Annotated in this window: 16 protein-coding genes; 8 read left to right on the forward strand and 8 right to left on the reverse strand. The window is 46.1% G+C overall.

Translation table 11 applies throughout. The annotated features are described in order from the left end of the window. Positions 1–68 precede the first annotated feature (68 nt). The 3 genes from maiA to ACXAGQ_RS16295 are packed head-to-tail and all read right to left on the reverse strand — an operon-like array spanning position 69 to position 2,954. Positions 69–716, reverse strand: coding sequence for a maleylacetoacetate isomerase (maiA, locus tag ACXAGQ_RS16285; RefSeq protein WP_475255235.1), 648 nt, complete (start codon positions 714–716; stop codon positions 69–71). 25 nt (positions 717–741) lie between these two features. Next, positions 742–1,773, reverse strand: coding sequence for a fumarylacetoacetate hydrolase family protein (locus ACXAGQ_RS16290; RefSeq protein ID WP_475255237.1), 1,032 nt, complete (start codon positions 1,771–1,773; stop codon positions 742–744). A 41-nt stretch (positions 1,774–1,814) separates the two neighbouring features. Further along, complete coding sequence (locus tag ACXAGQ_RS16295) at positions 1,815–2,954, reverse strand: homogentisate 1,2-dioxygenase (RefSeq protein ID WP_475255238.1); 1,140 nt, start codon at positions 2,952–2,954, stop codon at positions 1,815–1,817. A 392-nt stretch (positions 2,955–3,346) separates the two neighbouring features. On the opposite strand from ACXAGQ_RS16295, the gene phhA reads away from it, so the two are divergent. The 5 genes from phhA to ACXAGQ_RS16320 all read left to right on the forward strand — a co-directional run bounded on the left by phhA (position 3,347) and on the right by ACXAGQ_RS16320 (position 8,524). Beyond that, entirely contained in the window at positions 3,347–4,177 is an 831-nt protein-coding gene (gene phhA / locus ACXAGQ_RS16300) for a phenylalanine 4-monooxygenase (RefSeq protein WP_475255240.1), read from the forward strand. Positions 4,178–4,186: 9 nt separating this feature from the next. Continuing rightward, entirely contained in the window at positions 4,187–4,531 is a 345-nt protein-coding gene (locus ACXAGQ_RS16305) for a 4a-hydroxytetrahydrobiopterin dehydratase (RefSeq protein ID WP_475255241.1), read from the forward strand. A gap of 438 nt (positions 4,532–4,969) precedes the next feature. Next, positions 4,970–6,304, forward strand: coding sequence for a PqiA/YebS family transporter subunit (locus ACXAGQ_RS16310; protein WP_475255242.1), 1,335 nt, complete (start codon positions 4,970–4,972; stop codon positions 6,302–6,304). Next, a complete protein-coding gene (pqiB, locus tag ACXAGQ_RS16315) occupies positions 6,297–7,943 on the forward strand; it encodes an intermembrane transport protein PqiB (RefSeq protein ID WP_475255243.1) in 1,647 nt (548 codons plus the stop codon). The genes ACXAGQ_RS16310 and pqiB overlap by 8 nt, the downstream gene beginning before the upstream one ends. A 17-nt stretch (positions 7,944–7,960) precedes the next feature. Beyond that, positions 7,961–8,524, forward strand: coding sequence for a PqiC family protein (locus ACXAGQ_RS16320; protein ID WP_475255244.1), 564 nt, complete (start codon positions 7,961–7,963; stop codon positions 8,522–8,524). Positions 8,525–8,634: 110 nt separating this feature from the next. On the opposite strand, the gene ACXAGQ_RS16325 is transcribed toward ACXAGQ_RS16320, so the two are convergent. After that, complete coding sequence (locus ACXAGQ_RS16325; RefSeq protein ID WP_317522957.1) at positions 8,635–8,850, reverse strand: acetyltransferase; 216 nt, start codon at positions 8,848–8,850, stop codon at positions 8,635–8,637. A 108-nt stretch (positions 8,851–8,958) separates the two neighbouring features. On the opposite strand from ACXAGQ_RS16325, the gene ACXAGQ_RS16330 reads away from it, so the two are divergent. Next, positions 8,959–9,864 (forward strand): ROK family protein, encoded by a 906-nt coding sequence (locus tag ACXAGQ_RS16330; protein ID WP_475255246.1) that lies wholly within the window; start codon positions 8,959–8,961, stop codon positions 9,862–9,864. Positions 9,865–9,924: 60 nt separating this feature from the next. Further along, positions 9,925–10,365, forward strand: coding sequence for a GNAT family N-acetyltransferase (locus ACXAGQ_RS16335; RefSeq protein ID WP_475255248.1), 441 nt, complete (start codon positions 9,925–9,927; stop codon positions 10,363–10,365). Positions 10,366–10,460: 95 nt separating this feature from the next. Here the strand turns inward: ACXAGQ_RS16335 and ACXAGQ_RS16340 are convergent, their stop codons facing one another. Together ACXAGQ_RS16340 and ACXAGQ_RS16345 are read right to left on the reverse strand one after the other, a co-directional pair. After that, a complete protein-coding gene (locus ACXAGQ_RS16340; protein WP_475255249.1) occupies positions 10,461–11,510 on the reverse strand; it encodes a porin in 1,050 nt (349 codons plus the stop codon). 3 nt (positions 11,511–11,513) lie between these two features. Beyond that, complete coding sequence (locus ACXAGQ_RS16345) at positions 11,514–11,987, reverse strand: hypothetical protein (protein WP_475255250.1); 474 nt, start codon at positions 11,985–11,987, stop codon at positions 11,514–11,516. Positions 11,988–12,422: 435 nt separating this feature from the next. On the opposite strand from ACXAGQ_RS16345, the gene ACXAGQ_RS16350 reads away from it, so the two are divergent. Beyond that, the gene (locus ACXAGQ_RS16350) at positions 12,423–14,858 is read left to right on the forward strand and encodes a hybrid sensor histidine kinase/response regulator (RefSeq protein ID WP_475255252.1); all 2,436 of its coding nucleotides are present in this window, start codon (positions 12,423–12,425) and stop codon (positions 14,856–14,858) included. A gap of 649 nt (positions 14,859–15,507) precedes the next feature. Here the strand turns inward: ACXAGQ_RS16350 and ACXAGQ_RS16355 are convergent. Further along, a complete protein-coding gene (locus tag ACXAGQ_RS16355) occupies positions 15,508–16,668 on the reverse strand; it encodes an MFS transporter (protein ID WP_475255253.1) in 1,161 nt (386 codons plus the stop codon). 730 nt (positions 16,669–17,398) lie between these two features. Continuing rightward, on the reverse strand, positions 17,399–18,310 hold the full coding sequence (locus ACXAGQ_RS16360) for a DNA ligase (protein WP_475255254.1): 912 nt from the start codon (positions 18,308–18,310) through the stop codon (positions 17,399–17,401). Between the last annotated feature and the right edge of the window lie 154 nt (positions 18,311–18,464).

Raw genomic sequence — 18,464 nt, forward strand, 5'->3', positions numbered from 1 at the left:
CTGCGGGTTGATAGCCTGTATTTGAAGAGGCTGAGCTTTCAGGTGTTTTATCGTTCACAGCGGTCTCCTTACTGGTTATCAGGGTGTGCTTGCTGGAATTCGGGTAGCGCTAGGCACCTTTGCTCAACCTCGAGCAGTCTGGGGTAATGGCTGGTCTCAAAGCCGAATCGTTTGGCATTGTAAAGCTGGGGGATTAGGCAAATATCAGCAAGGGATGGGCTATCGGAACAGGTGAAATGTGACCTGTAGCGGCTCGATAAGGTCTCTAGGCTCTGGAATCCTTGTTTGAGCCAATGGTGGTACCAAACCATCTTCTCGTTTTGGTTAACGCCGAGTTCGCTATTCAAATAGTTGAGGACTCGAAGATTGTTCAGCGGGTGGATATCACAGGCGACGATAAGGGCTATTTCCCGACATTGGGCCTTGTGCCAAGGATCGCTGGGCAATAATGCGGGCTCGGGATAACACTCGTCGAGGTATTCGATAATTGCGAGGGACTGGCCTAATACTGCTGTATTTTCTGCGTCGTTGTTGCTTGTCTTTTCCCGAGAAAGCCCTGGCACCAGTTTGTTTGGGTTGAGCGCCGAATAGGCGGCACTGCTTTGCTCGTTGTCCAGTAGTGATATAGTGACTTGGTCGTAGCTCAAGCCCTTGAGGTTTAGCGCAATTCGCACCCGGTACGATGCCGATGAGCGATAGTAATCATACAGTTTCACGTTCCCAGATCCCTTAGCGTTATTATCATTGATGGTGGTGCGGGTTATGGTGGTTTAAATCTTCATCGTGGTATTGATGTTCGTACTTAACCACGGTTTGTTCGATAGCCCCGAAGATGGAATCTCCGTTGCTGTCGAACATTTCAATTTTGACCGTATCGCCAAATTTCATGAACGGCGTTTCCGGATTGCCGTATTCCAAGGTTTCCAGCATCCTTTTTTCTGCCAAGCAACAAGAGCCACTGCTGCGATCTTTGTTGGAGACCGTTCCTGAGCCTATGATGGTGCCGGCGCAGACAGCCCGGCTTTTCGCCACATGCTGGACAAGCTCAGCGAAATTGAATGTCATGTCTGTGCCAGCGTGGGGTTGACCGAATAACGTTCCATTAAGGTGGACAGATAGGCGATGGTGGAGTTTGAAATCATGCCAGCTGTCACCGAGTTCATCGGGTGTGACCGCGACAGGCGAAAACGATGAAGAGGGCTTGGATTGGAAAAAGCCAAAGCCTTTTGCCAGCTCGCTCGGGATCAAATTGCGAAGCGAGACATCATTGACCAGCATCAGTAGCTTGATATGGCCACGGACTTCTTCGGTGCGGATCCCCATATCGATATCATCGGTAATGACGGCGATTTCTCCCTCAAAGTCAATCCCCCATTGTTCATCGGCAATTCGGATATCTTCTGTGGGGCCAAGGAAGCCGTCTGACATGCCTTGGTATATCAAAGGGTCGGTCCAGAAGCTTTCTGGCATTTCAGCGCCTCGGGCCTTGCGTACCAGTTCTACATGGTTGACGTAGGCGCTGCCGTCAGCCCATTGGTAGGCACGTGGTAGTGGTGAACTACAAAGGACTGGGTTAAAGGGGAAGGCATGCTGGGCAACACCGTCGTTAAGGTTGCGGTATAAGTGCTGTAAATCAGCTTCGACTTCCTGCCAGTTATCCAGGGCAAATTGCAGGGTCGGGGCAATATCATGGGCGTGAACAGCCTGTTTTAGGTCACGGGAAACCACAATGAGCTGGCCGTCTCGGCCATGGTTAAGTGATGCAAGTTTCACGTTCGTCTCCTTAATGTGTTTATCCAGGGGATTACTCAGTGCTACTTCTCATCCGTTTCCCCCTTCCATGAAAAGACATAATTTTTGTTTTCAGCACCCTCGGGCAGAGGAGCAACTTCGAGTGGCCAGCGGGCATCTATCATCACCGCGACTTCATCCGTTTCCTTTTTCGGAGAGGCCATACTTGTTGCTAACGCTTTGGGGTGTGGACCATGGGAGAAGCCACATGGATGATGGGTGATCATGCCGGCATCGATATTGTCGCGGCTGAAGAAGTTCCCCCGGTGGTAAAACAGCACTTCGTCGTAATCGTCATTGTTATGGTAGAAGGGGACTTTCAACGCATTGGGGTCACTTTCTATCGGTCGTGGCACAAAAGTACAGATCACAAAGCCATCAGCGACAAAGGTTGTATGTGCCGATGGGGGAAGATGATAGCGGTGGCTCATCAAGGGCCTGATGTCACGCCAGTTGAGCTTGAATGCCGTTAGGTTGCCTTTCCAGCCCTGGGCATCGAGCGGGTTGTAGGGGTAGGTGATCGTATTGAGTTGGTTTCGGGCTTTTAACTGTACCCGCCAGTGTTGATGGTCATGTTGCTGGCTGAGGAAAGCATCATTTATTCGGGCATATTCCAACACCGCTGGGTCATAGACAGCATGTTGGCCGACAATACCGCGCTCTGCCATCTGGTAGGCACTGTTAGACGCTTCGATGAGCAGCATTGAGACAGGCTCTTTAGGCTCAATGCGCCAGCTGGTTGCCCTTGGCAGGACAATGTAGTCACCATCACGGAACGTCATATGGCCGTAATCACAGAACAAGTCACCGCTTCCTTGGTGGATGAACAGCACTTCATCGCCGTCACCATTGCGGGCAAGATCTTTCATCGCTCTGTTGCAATGCCAAACCCTCATCTTAAGGTTGTTGTTGAACAAAATCAGTGAGGCATCCCAAGGCGACACCCCTTCACAAGGCATCTTGTTGGTGTCTATCGATCGTGGGCGAAGTGGTCCGTCCCAATCTATCCACCCAGTAGGAGGGTGGCGATGGTACATGTGGCTTGCGGGGCCAAAAAAACCTTCCCGGCCACACTCGCGCTCGAATGTACCTTCAGGCAAGTCACAGTGTGCTTGTCGTGAAGCGTCTCCTTCGGTGATAGGAAATTGAAACCATTGCCGCATTGCATGTCCCTCGTGATCACAGTCATTCCAGAACGACTCTGTTAATAAAATGTTAGCTCAATGACTTAACTCTGGCGCACTCAGGTGGGCAAGGCAACAAAATACCCTAACAACAAACCGAAAGGGCTGTTCGTAAGGATTTACAATAACTGCAAATTAAATCATTTGTTTATCGATATTTCCCAATGCCTTGATGACTATAAGCTAGCGCTGTGGATGTGCTACAAGTGAAATTTGTAGGTGTAAAATAAATGTTACATATTGGTTTGGTTTCATTGCTGAGAAGAGCTTTCGGAGCCTTAGTGACCCGGCCTAATCTAAAAGAAACGAACGTGAAATCAGCGGAATAATCGGATGCCAGGGTGAGGCAGAAACAAAGATGAAGGTCACTTATGGGTAGCGGAACGAAATACGTATCAAATAAGCCAGATGAAAATGGGGTTGTCCATTGGGACAGTGAGGAAAGCCAGGTTTGGCACGATTTGCTTGAGCGCCAGCTTGCCTGTATTGAGGGACGGGCTTGCCAAGCCTATATCGATGGACTGGACTTATTAAACTTACCGCGGGAATATCCGCCGCAACTGGCTGACATTAATGCGGTATTGAAATCTACAACCGGGTGGGAATGCGTTGCTGTCCCTGCTCTTATCAATTTTGACCGCTTTTTTGCATTGTTAGCCAACCAGCAGTTTCCTGTTGCCACTTTCCTGCGCCGAAGGGACGAGTTTGATTACCTTCAGGAGCCGGATTTCTTCCACGAGATATTTGGTCATTGTGCGATGTTGACCAACTCAGCTTTTGCAGCATTTACTCATACTTACGGAAAACTGGGAGCCAAAGCGAATTCTGCACAAAGAGTTTATTTAGCAAGGCTATACTGGTTTACAGTTGAGTTTGGGTTGTTACAGCAATCAGATGGTTTGAGGATATACGGCGGGGGGGTTTTATCTTCTCCTGGCGAGACGCAATATGCCTTGACGGGAGCGCTAAAGAGCGGTTCCGAGCAGGAAAAATGCAAGCCACGCTATAAGCCATTTGATCCGGTGGATATCATGCGGACGCCGTATCGGATTGATATCATGCAGCCGCTCTACTTTATTCTTGAAGATATTAATCAGCTATACGATTTGGCACATCAAGACATTATGGCGTTGGTAAGCCAAGCACAGATACAGGGGCTGCATCCGCCACTGTTCGAAACAAAAATCAAGGACGTGGGTTAAGGGGTACTGATGACAGAACTACATCAACAGAAATGCGAAGCGTGCCATGCTGGGGCACCGAAAGTTACTGAAAATGAAAAAATAGCATTGCTAGCTTCTTTGCCTGATTGGCAGGCAGTTGATATCGGTGGTGTTGAACAATTGGAGCGCCAGTATACTTTCAAGAACTTCAAGCTGGCCTGGGCATTTACCGACAAAGTAGCGGCTTTGGCCGAAGAAGAGTTTCATCACCCTGAAATTACCCTTGAATGGGGCAAGGTCAGGGTACGCTGGTGGAGCCATTCAGCGAAAGGGCTTCATAAGAATGATTTTATCTGTGCCGCAAAAACAGATCGTTTACTCGCCGAAGATTAACTCGCCGAAAATTATCGGTTAAACCCCTCTTATTTTAAAGAAGCACCCGAATAAACCGGGTGCTTTTTCTGTTATGTGCTAATAACTTAAATATGTTATATACCCAAGCTACTTCAAGGTGCAGGTTCAGCGAGAATTTATAAGCTTATAGACAAGGCATTGTTTTGAAGACCTAGTGGTTCTAAGTCAAGAAACAATAAGGCTGTATATGAGCTTAGAAAACTCGCCCTTTGGGAGGGTGTCAGCTCATTCACTCCTTCGTTGAAGCTTATTGAAAGGGAGTGACATTCCTGCAAATCTTCGCCTTGCATTGAATGCGCTGACAACCCTCTGAATCCTTCACCTTGAGGTAACTTGGGTATAAGTTAAAAAAATAAAGTATTATACCGCTCACAAACAGGATGACCTTGCCAGTAGGTAGGGTGGATTGAGGTACAAATGGGTGAACCACAACAACGACAGGCGCTAGTCGGGTGTGAAGAGTGTGGATTGGTGGTTGCGTTGCCAGAGCTTGAAGACGATGAGAAGTCGGTTTGTCCAAGGTGCCATCACACATTAGTTAAACGTATAGCCCAACCCTTTCAAAGGCCGCTGTCTTATGGTTTGGCGAGCCTTGTGATGCTTGTTGCCAGCGTTAGCTTCCCGTTTATGTCTTTCAGCGTGAAGGGTATAAGCCAGGAAATTACCTTGATGCATTCCGCAGAAATGCTCAGCGTTTTTCAAAATAGCTTACTGGCAGTACTCCTTTTGCTCACTGTTATCGTTTTGCCAGCGATGTATTTGCTCTCTTTGCTCTATCTTTATTTCCGCGCGGGTCAATTAATCAAACTGGCAGGGAAAAAGCCTATTGCGATATGGGAAAAGCGACTGTGCCGTTTGATGATCCGCATAGAGCCGTGGTTGATGGTGGATGTGTTCTTGATCGGTGTTCTGGTTAGCCTGATCAAAATTGCCTCGTTGGCAGACATTGGGTTAGGGATGTCATTCTGGGCGTTCTGCCTTTATACCATGCTGGTGGTGAAATGCGTCTCTATGGCTGACCGAACTTGGCTATGGCTGCAGTTTCTTCCCCTTAAACCTCAAGAAGGCGTGAAAGCGGGAGATTGCCACAACAGTCACAACCACATCAGCTGTCATGTTTGCTCGCAGTTAAACCCGGTAACAGATGAGAAGCATGCTCGATGTCTGCGTTGCCATGGCAAGTTACACCCCTATGAGCCACAACAAATGCTGCAACGCTCATGGGCGTTATTGATTGCATCCGCTGTCTTTTTCATTCCTGCCAATTTGTACCCCATGATGTATACCGTCAGCTTGGGTAAGGCTGAAGGTTCAACCATACTTGGTGGGGTAGTGCTGTTGTGGCAATTGAAGTCCTATCCTATTGCCGCGGTTATCTTTATCGCCAGCGTTGTTATTCCCCTGGCAAAAATCATTGCACTGTCCTGGCTGTATATTGTGGCAGGTAAGGGGGGAACTGCTGATGAAAAGAAAGCCGTGCAGAAGCTGAAGGTATATCGAATTACAGAATTTATCGGCCGATGGTCGATGATCGACATATTTGTAGTGGCGATTCTTGTGGCCTTGGTACAACTCCAGAACCTGATGGCGATTTACCCCGGCCCTGCTGCACTATCCTTTGCCTGTGTTGTGCTGCTAACCATGCTATCGGCAATGACTTTTGATCCACGTGTATTTTGGCCCAAGGATCCGGCGCTTGTCTCACCTGCAGGCTATGTGAACAACAATAAAGAGAAAAACAGTTATGAATGAAGCCTCACCTCCAAAGGCTAAGAAAGAAGCCATTAAACAAATATCATCGATTTGGTTGGTGCCCGTCATTGCTGTAGGGATTGGTATCTGGATGCTGTTTCAGTTTATTACCAGCCAAGGCCCAGAAATTACATTGAAAATCGACACCGCCGAAGGCATTGAGGTGGGTAAGACCGAGATCAAAGCGCTGAATGTGAAAGTCGGCGTTGTGACGAGTGTGACGTTGAATGAGGATTACAGTGCCATCGAAGTGACTGCCCAAATGGACAAAGATGCCGCACGCATGCTTAAAGATGACACCTTGTTTTGGGTAGTGAAACCGCGCATCGGGAAATCTGGGGTGTCTGGGCTAGATACATTGCTATCAGGGGCCTATATCCAATTGCAACCTGGGAAGAGTGACAAAGAGCAACGCTCGTTTGAGGTACTGGATATCCCGCCTGTTGCTCCGCCTGACGCGAAAGGGCTTCGTTTAATTTTGTCACATAACGAAGCGGGGAAATTGGGTGTTGGTGACCCAGTACTTTACGAGGGGTTCACCGTTGGACGGGTAGAGAACGTAACCTTTGATACCGAGAGCAAGAAAGCCCACTACCAGCTGTTTATTTTCGAGCCTTACAATAGCCTGATCCGTAAGAGTACCCGGTTTTGGCTAACATCTGGCGTTGATCTTCAGATGTCTGCGGAAGGCTTTAATTTGAAAATCGGCTCGATCGAATCGCTGATCACTGGTGGCGTAAGTTTCCGCGTACCCAAAGGGAGGGAACCTGGCGAGCTTATTACTAAAGATAAAGCCAAGTTCCGCTTGTATAACAATATTAAGCAAGTACGAGAGCGTTTTTTCGAGGACTATCTTGAGTACGTCATGTTGTTTGATGAGTCCGTTCGTGGATTGAAGCCGGGCGCGCCAGTTGAGTATCGCGGTATTCAAATTGGTACCGTACGTAAAGTGCCACTCGATATCATGGCCAGTGAGAAAAACTTCTCCAATAGAGAAATCCCTGTATTAGTGCGCATCGAACTGGACAGGGTAATAGCCCATGTCAGGTATGATAATTTGGATTTGCTCAAAGCAAGCCTTGAAGAAGAATTCAAATACGGTCTGCGTGGGTCGTTGAAAACGGCTAACTTGCTGACAGGTGCATTGTTGGTGGATGTGGGTGTCTTTGAAGAAGAGAATAGATATAAGCATCAAACCTATGGTGAATATGATGTGTTCCCAACCAAAGCGGGTGGGTTTGCCCAAATTCAGAAAGAAATATCTGCAGTACTCAAGAAGATCAACAATTTGCCGGTTGAGGATACACTGTTAACGCTCAATAAGACGCTGGAAACCTCCCAGAAAACCTTACTAGCGGCTGAGAAAGTGGCCAAGGAGTTGAATAGCTTGCTTGCCCAGAAAGACACTAAAGCGATTCCGGGTGAGATCCGTGAAAGCTTGCAGCAAATCCAAGATACTCTTAACGGCTATAGCCCAGATGGCGCTCCATACCAAAGTCTTGAGCAGGCGCTGGTGCAGTTTGAGCAGGTAATGGCCGAGTTGCAGCCGGTATTACGTCAAATAAATGAAAAACCAAACTCGTTGATCTTCAGTGGCGAGAAAGCCGCTGACCCAATTCCAGTAGGAGGACGTCAATAATGTTAAAGGGAAGCTTGATGGCGTTGATTCTGCTTGCTGTGGCAGGGTGTAGTTCAACAGATCCAGTGACAAAAACGTACTTGTTGCCCGCTCAAAGCGGTGACTTAACGATGGCCTTTGCCAACAAGCATCAGCCTGTGGTGATTGTCCGCCCCGTAGAAGTTGCAGAGCATTTGGCCGGCACAGGGCTGGTTTATCAAACCAGTGAAACTGAAGTTGTACAGGCTCAGCAGAACTTGTGGGCCGAGAGCCTATCGCGCCAGTTGACCCGGATGATTACTCAAGATTTACGCCAGAAGCAGTCAAGGTATTGGTTTGATGAGCTGACTCCTGCGGTTAGCAGTAGTGGTTTGCCCAAGCTGCAGGTGAAATTTACCCAGTTCAATGGGCATTACAGTGGTTTGGCAAGATTGAGTGGGCAATGGCTTTTGATTGGCGAACAAGGTGAAGCCTTGGCAAGGCAACCGTTTTTTATTCAGGTGCCTTTGGAACAAGATGGTTATGATGCGCAGGTTAAAGCCCTTTCTCAAGGGGTGACACGCCTAACCAACCAAATTAGCCAAAGCATGAATGGTTTGTAGAAGCCATTTCACCTAAGCTGACGTAATAAGAAAGCACCCTCACAGTCAGTGAGGGCGCTTTTGTTTGGTGGAACTGCTGGGTACTAACTGTTTAGAATTAACTATTGGGTTTAACGCTGGCTGTGCCGATAGTAACCGTTGATCCAGCATTCAGGTAACTCTTCACCTGAAGGGAAGGCTAAATTTTGTTTGTCGATAGTGACGGGGTCGGCAAGATCTTCGCCAGACTGATACTGCACTTTTACATGCGAGGAGAATGGGTTGATCAAGGAAGACATGTCGATGACGTCAACCAAATCACCAGTGCGTGACTCTTTTAGAAACATCACAAATCTCCAAAATATATTGAATTAATGACGATAACGCATCATCGGTGCCATTATGTTTTGGTATAAGTATGGCTGATTTTACGCGCTTTGCAGAGCAGGAGAGCTATGAGCAAATACTATTGGGGTGTTGACCTTGGCGGCACCAAGATTGAATGTGCAGTGATGCAATATGAAGATGACCACTGTGTATTGCGTGAACGCGTACCGACGGAGGGCGACAAGGGCTACCAGCATGTTCTTAATCAGATAAAAAAACTGATCGACTTATGTGCAAAAAAGGTCGGAGAATATCCCTGCTCAGTTGGTTTCGGCACGCCCGGGACGCTAGACCCAGCGACGGGCACCATGAAGAACTGTAACTCGACCCATCTCAACGGCCAGCCTCTGGATAAAGATCTTCAAGCCTTATTGAGATGCTCTGTTAAGTTAGCCAACGATGCCAACTGCTTTGCGTTGGCAGAAGCGACCCTGGGTGTGGCTAAGCAGATCAAACCGGATGCGGAAGTGGTATTTGGTATCATCATGGGAACCGGTGTTGGTAGCGGTATTGTGGTTAACGGCAAGGTCCTAAGTGGTTGCCACGGTATTGCCGGAGAATGGGGGCACAATGTACTAGAGGCCGGAGGTGCACCTTGTTATTGCGGCAAGCAGGGATGTGTTGAAACCGTGCTTTCAGGCAAAGGCTTAGAGCGCTATTACAGAGAACAAAGTGATTGCGACTTGAGCTTACCTGAGATTGTGTCATTGGTAGCGCAAGGGGATAAACTAGCGAAGCAGACCATAGATAGAATGCATTCGTATTTTGGATTGGCCGTTGCCTCTATCATTAATGTGATTGACCCAGATGTCATTGTCGTAGGTGGCGGTGTGGGTAACATTGACTCACTGTATGCCGAGGGTAGGGATGCGATTCTCCCTCACCTATTTAACCCTGAACTTAATACCGTACTGGCAAAACCGGCATTGGGCGACAGCGCTGGCGTATTTGGTGCGGCCATGCTAGTGAAGTAATCCATGCTAGGTAAATAGGCTGTTACAATAGCCCCGTCAGTCTGGGCAAAAGAGAACAAGATGATTGTAGAAAGTGTTAACTCCAAAGATTACTCAGAGCTAATGAGTGTCTGGGAGAATTCAGTCCGAGCGACTCATGACTTCATTACTGAAGAGGACATTGAGTTCTTCAAGCCTATTATCATTGAGCAGGCATTTCCTGCCGTCACGCTCAAGTGCGTCAAAGACACACAGGGTGTGATTTTAGGTTTTGTTGGTATCCATGATGCAAAAGTTGAAATGCTATTTGTTCATGACGATGCCAGAGGAAAAGGGGTAGGTAAGCTCTTGCTTCAGCATGCGATAGATGAGCTGGGCGCTCGATTTGTCGATGTGAATGAGCAAAACCCACAAGCTGTCGGTTTCTACCAGCACATGGGCTTCAAGGTAGAATCTCGGTCACCGCTTGACGGTATGGGCAAACCTTTCCCGATACTTCATATGAAAATACACCACGATTGACCCCAGGGGTATTTCTCTTAGGGTGTAAAGACAGAAGAAGCGTCTCAGGCTAAGAACCGGAGACGCTTCCGTTTTATTGGGCTTACGATTCAGTTCTAGAAGAAAAAGTTAACCATCAAGGTGTATAGGTTGACGTCTTTGTCTTCATTGAACCTGATTGGTGCTGTAACAAACTGCCCGTCATTGCCTGCGTTATAGTCGTCACGGTCCATATAGATCCCTTGCCATTCGGCATTGAGTGAAATCTTCGGAGTAAGATCATAACGCACACCAGCTGTCACGCTATTGGTTTTACGGCGGTGGTGACTCTCGCCATATACCAAATAGGGGGTGAAGTCGTTAATGTTATAGCCTGCACTTACATACCAGTTAGTCTGGATATCATCGGTCTGCACTTCGGACATAAAGTGCCATTGCTCATAGGAATATTCACCGCCCAAGGTATAAATATTGGTGGTTTCTTTTTGAGTGCCGGGTCGCTCAATTTGATATTCAGAGCGCATATATCCTAGGTGAATACGGTAGTTAAACCCACTCACCTCAGTCGATAAACCAGCCATGTAGTCTGACTTGAAATTAAATTGATCCCCACTGAACTCGACTTTATTGTCATTACCAAAGCCGTAATACGGGGTGATATTTACCACAATTTCATCGTTAGCATCCCACTGCCATGACGCACTTAAGCCTTCGAAAGAGGTAAAACCAAGAATACTGTCATAGACATCCTGCGGTGGGCGAGCCCAAGTGTATGCCTGTCCGACAAAGAAGTATTCAGAAACAAGGAATAGCGGTATACGAAGCTTGCCGCCACGGAAAGAAAACTGGTTGAACTCGTAGTTGAGGTAAGCCCATTCCAATTCAGGATCTGACCAATCATCTTGTGGACGCTTAACGACCTGCACCGAGGCATTTAAGTTGTCCACAATGGACAAGTCCGCCTGCAGGCCAAACGTGGTGTCACAGTCGTAGCAGGTATCGTCTGTAATTTCGCGGTTGACGAACAACGGGGTGCTGTTATCGGTTTTGGCAATAGAGGTGGAACCAAAGCCGCTGATAGAAAAATTATCGGTAACTTGTATGGCTGCCACACTGGTTAATGGCGTTACAAGCAGAGTGAATGCAAGTAATGATTTATGAGTCATATCTTACTCTCCTTGTAAGACTGTAATAAGGATATTGGCATTTTCTGGTACTGCAGTAACGGGTGCATAGGCGATGCCATTGGGGTTGGCGTTGAGCCACTCAAGGATCTCTTTAATATCGTCACTGCTTAATTCTTCTGGCGGTGTACCTTTACCAGAGAATGATAGGCTAGCCCAATAACCATTCATTTGGGATACCGACTTACCTAATAGCATGTTGTAGAATTCTTCCCTGTGAATCGACTTCTCAGGTAAATCAACTAATACAATCTTGATGCTACCATTTAGCTTCTTCGTTTTTCCCTTGTATAACATTCTGGCTTTGCTTTTCGTTAAAGCTGGAATATCACTATTTAAAGAAAAAACGGCAAACTCGACATCAGTAGTTTTGGCGTGTGCCGGAAAAATCATTATCGACATACTTGTCAATAATAATGTGAAAGGTAATAAACTTTTTAAAGTCAATCCTTTGATCATTGATTTAGTTCCATCATTAGCGTCCATTCCTGCTATAAATGTTAGTAGACATTGACGTTAGTACAAATAGTCAAAATAGGATTTTTTGATCAAGGTGAGGTTATGGGACTGCTTAATCGGTTTTCGATAAAATTTAGGCTAATTTCTCTTGTTGTTCTGCCACTTACATTTTCTGGTGTCTTTGCTGCAATAGAGATATCTAGCTTATTCGACAAGGTCTCCTCGTTAAATACATTAACAGCCAGGATGGATTTGCTGAAAGCGAATTCTCAATTTTCAAATGCAGTACATGAGTTAAAGCTAGATAAGTTGTCTAGCAATGAAAATAATGAAACGCAGGTTTTTGCTTCTGAACAAGCATCACATTATTCTGCTTTAATACCCCAGGCATTTTCTAATATTGACTTCACAGAACAAATATCGTCCAGTGCTGAAATGAATGATTTGCTCACTGAATATGAATTTGTTGAGCCGATGGATGTGAATGATTGGTCTGATTGGGGATTTGATCTTTTAATCCAGAACTTGATCTCATTAGAGAAAGCACCGCTGCATGTTGCTGATGCCAACATTGAACAAAAATTATCTATTTTGTATCAATTGCAGTGGCTGCAATTATGGGCACAGCAAGAAAACTGGTATATCCGGATCATTGCGAGCCAGCCTGAACAAGTATCTGACTACAAGGAGCAGCTAGATACCATTATAGAAAGGCAGCAGCTGATCATTGAACGGTACTTATCGGTTAATGCGACCTCGGCACAGATTGAGCTGTTGCGGAAAACCTTTGCCAACCCTGTCTTTGCCAAAAGCTACCAGCTACGCGAAAGTATTTTTTCCGACTCATTTACTGGCTTCCCGCAAATGGATTCGTTTTCTGCGCTGGATGAGCGCTACACGTTAATTCAGTTCGTTGTTACCGAAATCAGCCGGGAATTAGCCCAAGACATTCAGGGCAGTATCAGCCACTCAAAAACACTGATCTGGTTATATGTCACTGTTATCTTGGCTTCTGTGACCATGATTATTTGGCTGGGGGTGAACCTTATCAGGCGGATAGGCTCATATTTGAACCGGATACTCAAGGCCATGTCTTTACTTGAAACCAGCAGCAATAATGGTTCTGAGGCCAAGATAAAGGTCGATGGCAAGGATGAATTTACGGTTTTCAGCCACCAACTCAACGGCATGATAGAAGAGCGTATAGATAACCACAATAAGTTGATTATTGCTAAAGACGAGGCAGAAAAAGCCAACCTCGCAAAAAGTTCATTCTTGGCCAATATGTCTCATGAAATCCGCACACCACTCAATGGGATTATTGGCATGTCAGGTATTCTATCTGATACGGATCTGGCGCCCTCACAGTTTGAATATGTTCAGACGATTGAAACCTCTTCTCAAACCTTGCTGTTGCTGATCAATGACATCCTTGACTTATCGAAAATTGAATCTGGTAACTTAGTGCTCGCGGCGAGTGAAAGTCGGGTTGCTGAGGTTGCCTACGATACAATGACGGTGGTATTGGCAAAGGCGACGGCTAGCCAGCTCAATCTTGATGTCAAAATTGATCCTGATTTACCTGCCATGGTTATCTTGGACGAACACCGTTTGAGGCAAGTACTAATGAACCTGGCATCCAATGCGGTCAAGTTTACGCAGGAAGGCGGGGTCACCCTTGAGATCCACTGCACAGAACATCACAATGGCCGCGCCAAGGTTATGTTTTCAATGATAGATACCGGCATTGGTATCGAGAAAGATAAACAAGCACAGGTGTTTGCACCGTTTATCCAAGAAGACAGCTCAATTACCCGGCAGTTTGGTGGTACGGGCTTAGGCTTGGCAATTTGTCGCCAATTGGTGGAGCTGATGGGAGGGGAATTGGCCTTGGAGTCTGAAAAAGGGGTAGGCAGCCGGTTTTTCTTCAGCTTGGATGTTGAAGTGTGCAAAGCGCATGATGACTCTCTAGCTACGCTAAATAACCGCAAAGCAATGATCCTTGGTGCCAATATACAGGCGATACACCGTATAAAGGCTGAGTGCAAAGACCTTGGTCTGCAGGCAACAACGGTGAACATTGCCGACCTTTCAACTCAATCAGAAAATGACTTCGATGTTATTTTCTATTGCCAGCAAAATATAAAACAGACCCAATACGACCTTGGGTTAATAAACTCACTGATGCCAAGCTTGAATGTTGTGCTGTGTGTTGATCATCGAAACGAACAGCATGACTTTGGTAATATGATCAGCGGAATTGTTACTCTGCCGTTTTTTGGTAAGCGGTTGGTTAAAACTCTTAATAAAGCGCTGGAAGCGAAAAAATCACCCGTTTCTCACCAACAAAGTGATATACCGCCAAATAGCACCAGTGCTTCTATTGAGGCTGCTTTAACCAAAACAGCTACTCACGCTACAACAGCAACTGTTGAGTCTTCAGAGCAAACTCAGGAGCTTAATACAGAACAACCAAAAGTACTGATTGTTGAAGATAATGCCGTTAACCAGAAAGTAGCAGGGCTGTTTTTGAAAAAAGCCGGTTACCAGTTCGATATCGCCAATAATGGCCAGGAAGCCGTTGATAAAGTGAAAGCGGGTAACCAATACTATGCCGTTCTTATGGATTGTATGATGCCGGTGATGGATGGCTTTACCGCGACAGAAGCTATACGGTCATGGGAACAACAAACTGCTGCTCAAAGTTTGCATATCATTGCACTCACGGCGAGTGTACTCGATGCTGATATTTCGAAATGTTATGAAGTCGGTATGAATGATTATGTGGCCAAGCCGTTTAAGAAGGACACTTTGCTAGAGAAGCTTCAAGATCTAGCGCGGTCAAAAAGTGTAGAAGACCAGGTAGTTTAGCTGTACTAATGCGCAATCATCCCATCGCCTTGTGAGAGATCTCTTACAAAACGGTGGGATTTTTATGTTTATGCATGTCAGATGAAATGTGCGGTTAAAATTGATCTGTTTAAAAACAAATACTTATAAGTAACTTGTTGTATAGCAACGAAATAGGTACGAGAAATGTGATCTTTATTGGTTGTGAAGATTTTCAGTTCGCGTAATCTTTACTGCGTCGGAAGGAACTGACGGAACGGAACAGGAAAGCGGCCAGGGAAGTTGGCAACCTCAGGATGAGGTCGGTAGATCAGGAAGATTTATCGGACAAGGACTGTGAAGGGAAAATCGAACGGAAGCGATACGGTAGGTAGGATGCTTGCCAGTCATGACGACGCAGACGGACCACTTCAGGAAGAAGTTAGGGACACCTCCAGGATGGAGAAGAGAGTCGATACAGGAAGAATCGACGGGTCAAGGCGAGACCAATAGGACATGTCCAGGACGGATATAAAAGGATACGCTGACGGAAACAGCATGATCATGGAATGATGCAGGGAGCACCTTAGTAGCCGGATTGCTGCAAGTAAGACCAAAGGGCGCGACGAAAGTCGCGCCCGCTCTTTTTTGTAGCCCTACAAAATTCTTATCATCCATTTCTCTCTGAGCTTTATTGAGCAATCGCAGTTGGCTTGGTTTTCAAACTCGCCAGCAACATGTAAATAGCCGTTGCGGTTAACACGGCAAAGAAAAAGCCAGCTAACCCTGTTTCTGTTTGCATGATGTGGTTTGCTGCTACAGGGCCAAATGCCGACCCGACACTGTAGCTAAACAACATAATCTGTGTTGCCGATACAATCGAAGCTGACGCTAGCCCATCACATGCCAAAGTAATGGCAATAGGGTATAGCGCAAAGGCAGACATCCCCAATAGTGCCAATGCCACGATTTGTACCCCGTAGCTGTTATCTATATGCAATAAGCCCATCGCAAATACCCCGAGAAGACTCATCAATGCCAATAGCAGCGATTTTGGCATTCGGCACGAGAGCTTGCTCAGAACTGGCTGAATGCTCATTCCACCCAGCACTGTCGCGGCCATAAGGCTACCCACTTGCTCTAGGTTGCTGGTGGTCGCTTTTAAAGCCAGAGGGAGCAAGCCATATATTGAGCCCATTACAACGCCTGAGACTAAACAGCCGATGAGTGCTGGTTTGCTGAGGGCTAAGATTTGTTTCACGCTCAGGCTCACATGCTCTTCATGAACAGGGTTTGATTGCTTTGCCGTTAGCGCAGGAACAATTGCAATCGCTAACAAAGCAACCGTTACAATAAATGGCAATGCACCGCTAGTACCTATTACACTAATGCCAAATTGGCCGACTGTCGTGCCGCCATAAAGGGAGGTCATATACAGGCCAAGGTTCTTAGCTCGTTCTTCTTTGCTGTCTCCGATCAATAACCAAGACTCAATCACGACAAAAATCCCCGCAACCGCGAAACCTGCGACAAAACGGCTTGCCATCCAGAGGCTTAGTGTTGAGGTAAACCCCATAAAGCCAACAGATACAGCCAATAAGGCTACGAAGCCAATAAAGGCCATACGGTGGCCGGTTTTTTTTATGACTGGCTCGATAAACATCGCACCCGCCAAGAGGCCAAAGTAATAAATGCTTGCAAGCCATCCTGCCGCGGTTTCAGGAATTTGATGGCTAGCCAAGGTAAGAGGCAGCACGCTCATAAAATACCCCGAGGCAACTGCAAAAATAGATAGCCCCAAAATAGGAACCCAAACAGGGCTCTTTGCTGATGTCGTAGCGTGCTTGTTCACTACTTTAATCTCCAAAAAAGTAAGCAATAAATAATGACCACTCACTCAGGTAGAGAAGCGGTGGTTATAGGGTATTTAGGCGATGGTATTGGCAATGGATATGCCCAATGGATTGTCGCTGATCGGGACTATGGCGAGAAAAAGAGGTTGAGTAAAATGACTAATTCTAATGCGAAATAACAATCGAATTTATCTGAATAATAAGGGTAAATTAATACTTTGATGGGTAATGTTATGTTGGCTACAGTAATTCTGTGTTTTATATTCTAAGTAATTGAATAAAATCATCTTATAAGTTTAGTGCTGTAATCTTGGTTGGGGTTAATACGTGAAAAATGCTTAGTAAACTAAATGATTTGAAGTTTAGCCAAATATTGATTTTATATTTTGATAAAAGATGATTTTTTCATGAAGGGACAGGATCGACTGTATTTTTCGTTACTGGCATGTCGATTTTCTACGGCTTTTGCCACTGCCACTGCCACTGCCACTGCCACTGAGTAGTGCAGCTAATCACTGTTATGGGGCACGAAGAAGACTTGGCTTATAGTAACCCACTGATTTATAACAACTGAAAAGTTGGCAAACATCATGCATTGGTTTAATTGCAATCTGACACTCCTTAACATAGCTTAGGGTTGCAGCAGATGGTACACAATCACATCTTTTTTACGTACTACTCTCAGTAGCGGGGGAGTAGTACTTTTTTATATGTGCCTCTTAACCTTGTTTATGCGTCTGGGCTATTGCGTACCCTGAGATATCGAGCAAAGCGGGGTAGCCCACTGTCTGTGAAGCCGCTGAAACGGTATTGGATAATCGACCCCAGGGCTGGGGGGCGCTTTCTGTCGTTGTCACTAAAGCCTGAGCCAATTTTGAACTTCTTGTTATCAGATGTTATTACCCAAATTGCCCCCATCTGCCCTTGGTATTTGCCTTTGCCTGGTTCATACCCAACAACAACAGCTTCACTGTCTGTAAATGATTTAACCTTGATCAGTTGTGGACTTCTACCGGGTTGATAGAGGTTGTCTTGTTGGTGCAGCATAACCCCTTCACCGCCTCGGCTTTCAATGGATTCGAGTAGTTTTTCTAAGTCGTCAAGGTGGTCAATCTCGTATTGAGCCAGTAACTGGACGAAAGGCACATTGAGAGAAGGGAGCAGTGCCTCTAGTGTTTTCAGCCTGTGTTTGAACGGTGTATTCAGAGAAGGGGAATCAAATATCATGAACTTTACTTTATTCCACTCTTTATCGATGGGGACATGATCACGGACTATACTGCTGACTAATTGAAACTGCTGTCTGCCAACCCAAAGCTCGCCTTCCAGCCAGATATTTTGAGGAAGACCGTCAGTAAACCATGTTGGAGCATAAATGGTGTTTCCTTGCCGAGTGACAAGTGAGCTCCCTGTCCAGATAGCCCTGATACCATCGAGTTTTTCACTGGCAAGAAAGCCATTCAGCTGCGTTTTGAAGGCTTCATCATGCTCGAGAGCCTCCATTGTCTTGCTTTGAGCATGCATCAGTTCTTGTTTGATGGGGCTTGCAGCGGATGCAGGGTTAAACGGGCTAGCTGCCAGAATGATACAGGCTGCGAGAGAACTGTACTGAAAGCAAAACGGAAACATACTTTGGGTCATCAACTTTAGCCTCGTGACAAAAAAATGTGTAAAAACGATAAAGGCCATGGGGGCAGTGATAAAAATGACATTGTTAAGTGATCCCCAGCAATAGGATCGGTAAGGCATTTTTAAGCTTTCTTAGTGAAAAAAAGGTGCACCGAATGAGAAATAG

The organism is Photobacterium sp. ABD4_091, from assembly GCF_056160145.1.

Excerpts from the sequence above, each read along its gene's own strand:
- ACXAGQ_RS16295 (WP_475255238.1), bottom strand. The coding sequence starts at position 2,954 with ATGCGGCAATGGTTTCAATTTCCTATCACCGAAGGAGACGCTTCACGA.
- phhA (WP_475255240.1), top strand. The coding sequence starts at position 3,347 with ATGGGTAGCGGAACGAAATACGTATCAAATAAGCCAGATGAAAATGGG.
- ACXAGQ_RS16305 (WP_475255241.1), top strand. The coding sequence starts at position 4,187 with ATGACAGAACTACATCAACAGAAATGCGAAGCGTGCCATGCTGGGGCA.
- ACXAGQ_RS16310 (WP_475255242.1), top strand. The coding sequence starts at position 4,970 with ATGGGTGAACCACAACAACGACAGGCGCTAGTCGGGTGTGAAGAGTGT.
- pqiB (WP_475255243.1), top strand. The coding sequence starts at position 6,297 with ATGAATGAAGCCTCACCTCCAAAGGCTAAGAAAGAAGCCATTAAACAA.
- ACXAGQ_RS16320 (WP_475255244.1), top strand. The coding sequence starts at position 7,961 with ATGGCGTTGATTCTGCTTGCTGTGGCAGGGTGTAGTTCAACAGATCCA.
- ACXAGQ_RS16325 (WP_317522957.1), bottom strand. The coding sequence starts at position 8,850 with ATGTTTCTAAAAGAGTCACGCACTGGTGATTTGGTTGACGTCATCGAC.
- ACXAGQ_RS16330 (WP_475255246.1), top strand. The coding sequence starts at position 8,959 with ATGAGCAAATACTATTGGGGTGTTGACCTTGGCGGCACCAAGATTGAA.
- ACXAGQ_RS16335 (WP_475255248.1), top strand. The coding sequence starts at position 9,925 with ATGATTGTAGAAAGTGTTAACTCCAAAGATTACTCAGAGCTAATGAGT.
- ACXAGQ_RS16340 (WP_475255249.1), bottom strand. The coding sequence starts at position 11,510 with ATGACTCATAAATCATTACTTGCATTCACTCTGCTTGTAACGCCATTA.
- ACXAGQ_RS16345 (WP_475255250.1), bottom strand. The coding sequence starts at position 11,987 with ATGATCAAAGGATTGACTTTAAAAAGTTTATTACCTTTCACATTATTA.
- ACXAGQ_RS16350 (WP_475255252.1), top strand. The coding sequence starts at position 12,423 with ATGAATGATTTGCTCACTGAATATGAATTTGTTGAGCCGATGGATGTG.
- ACXAGQ_RS16360 (WP_475255254.1), bottom strand. The coding sequence starts at position 18,310 with ATGACCCAAAGTATGTTTCCGTTTTGCTTTCAGTACAGTTCTCTCGCA.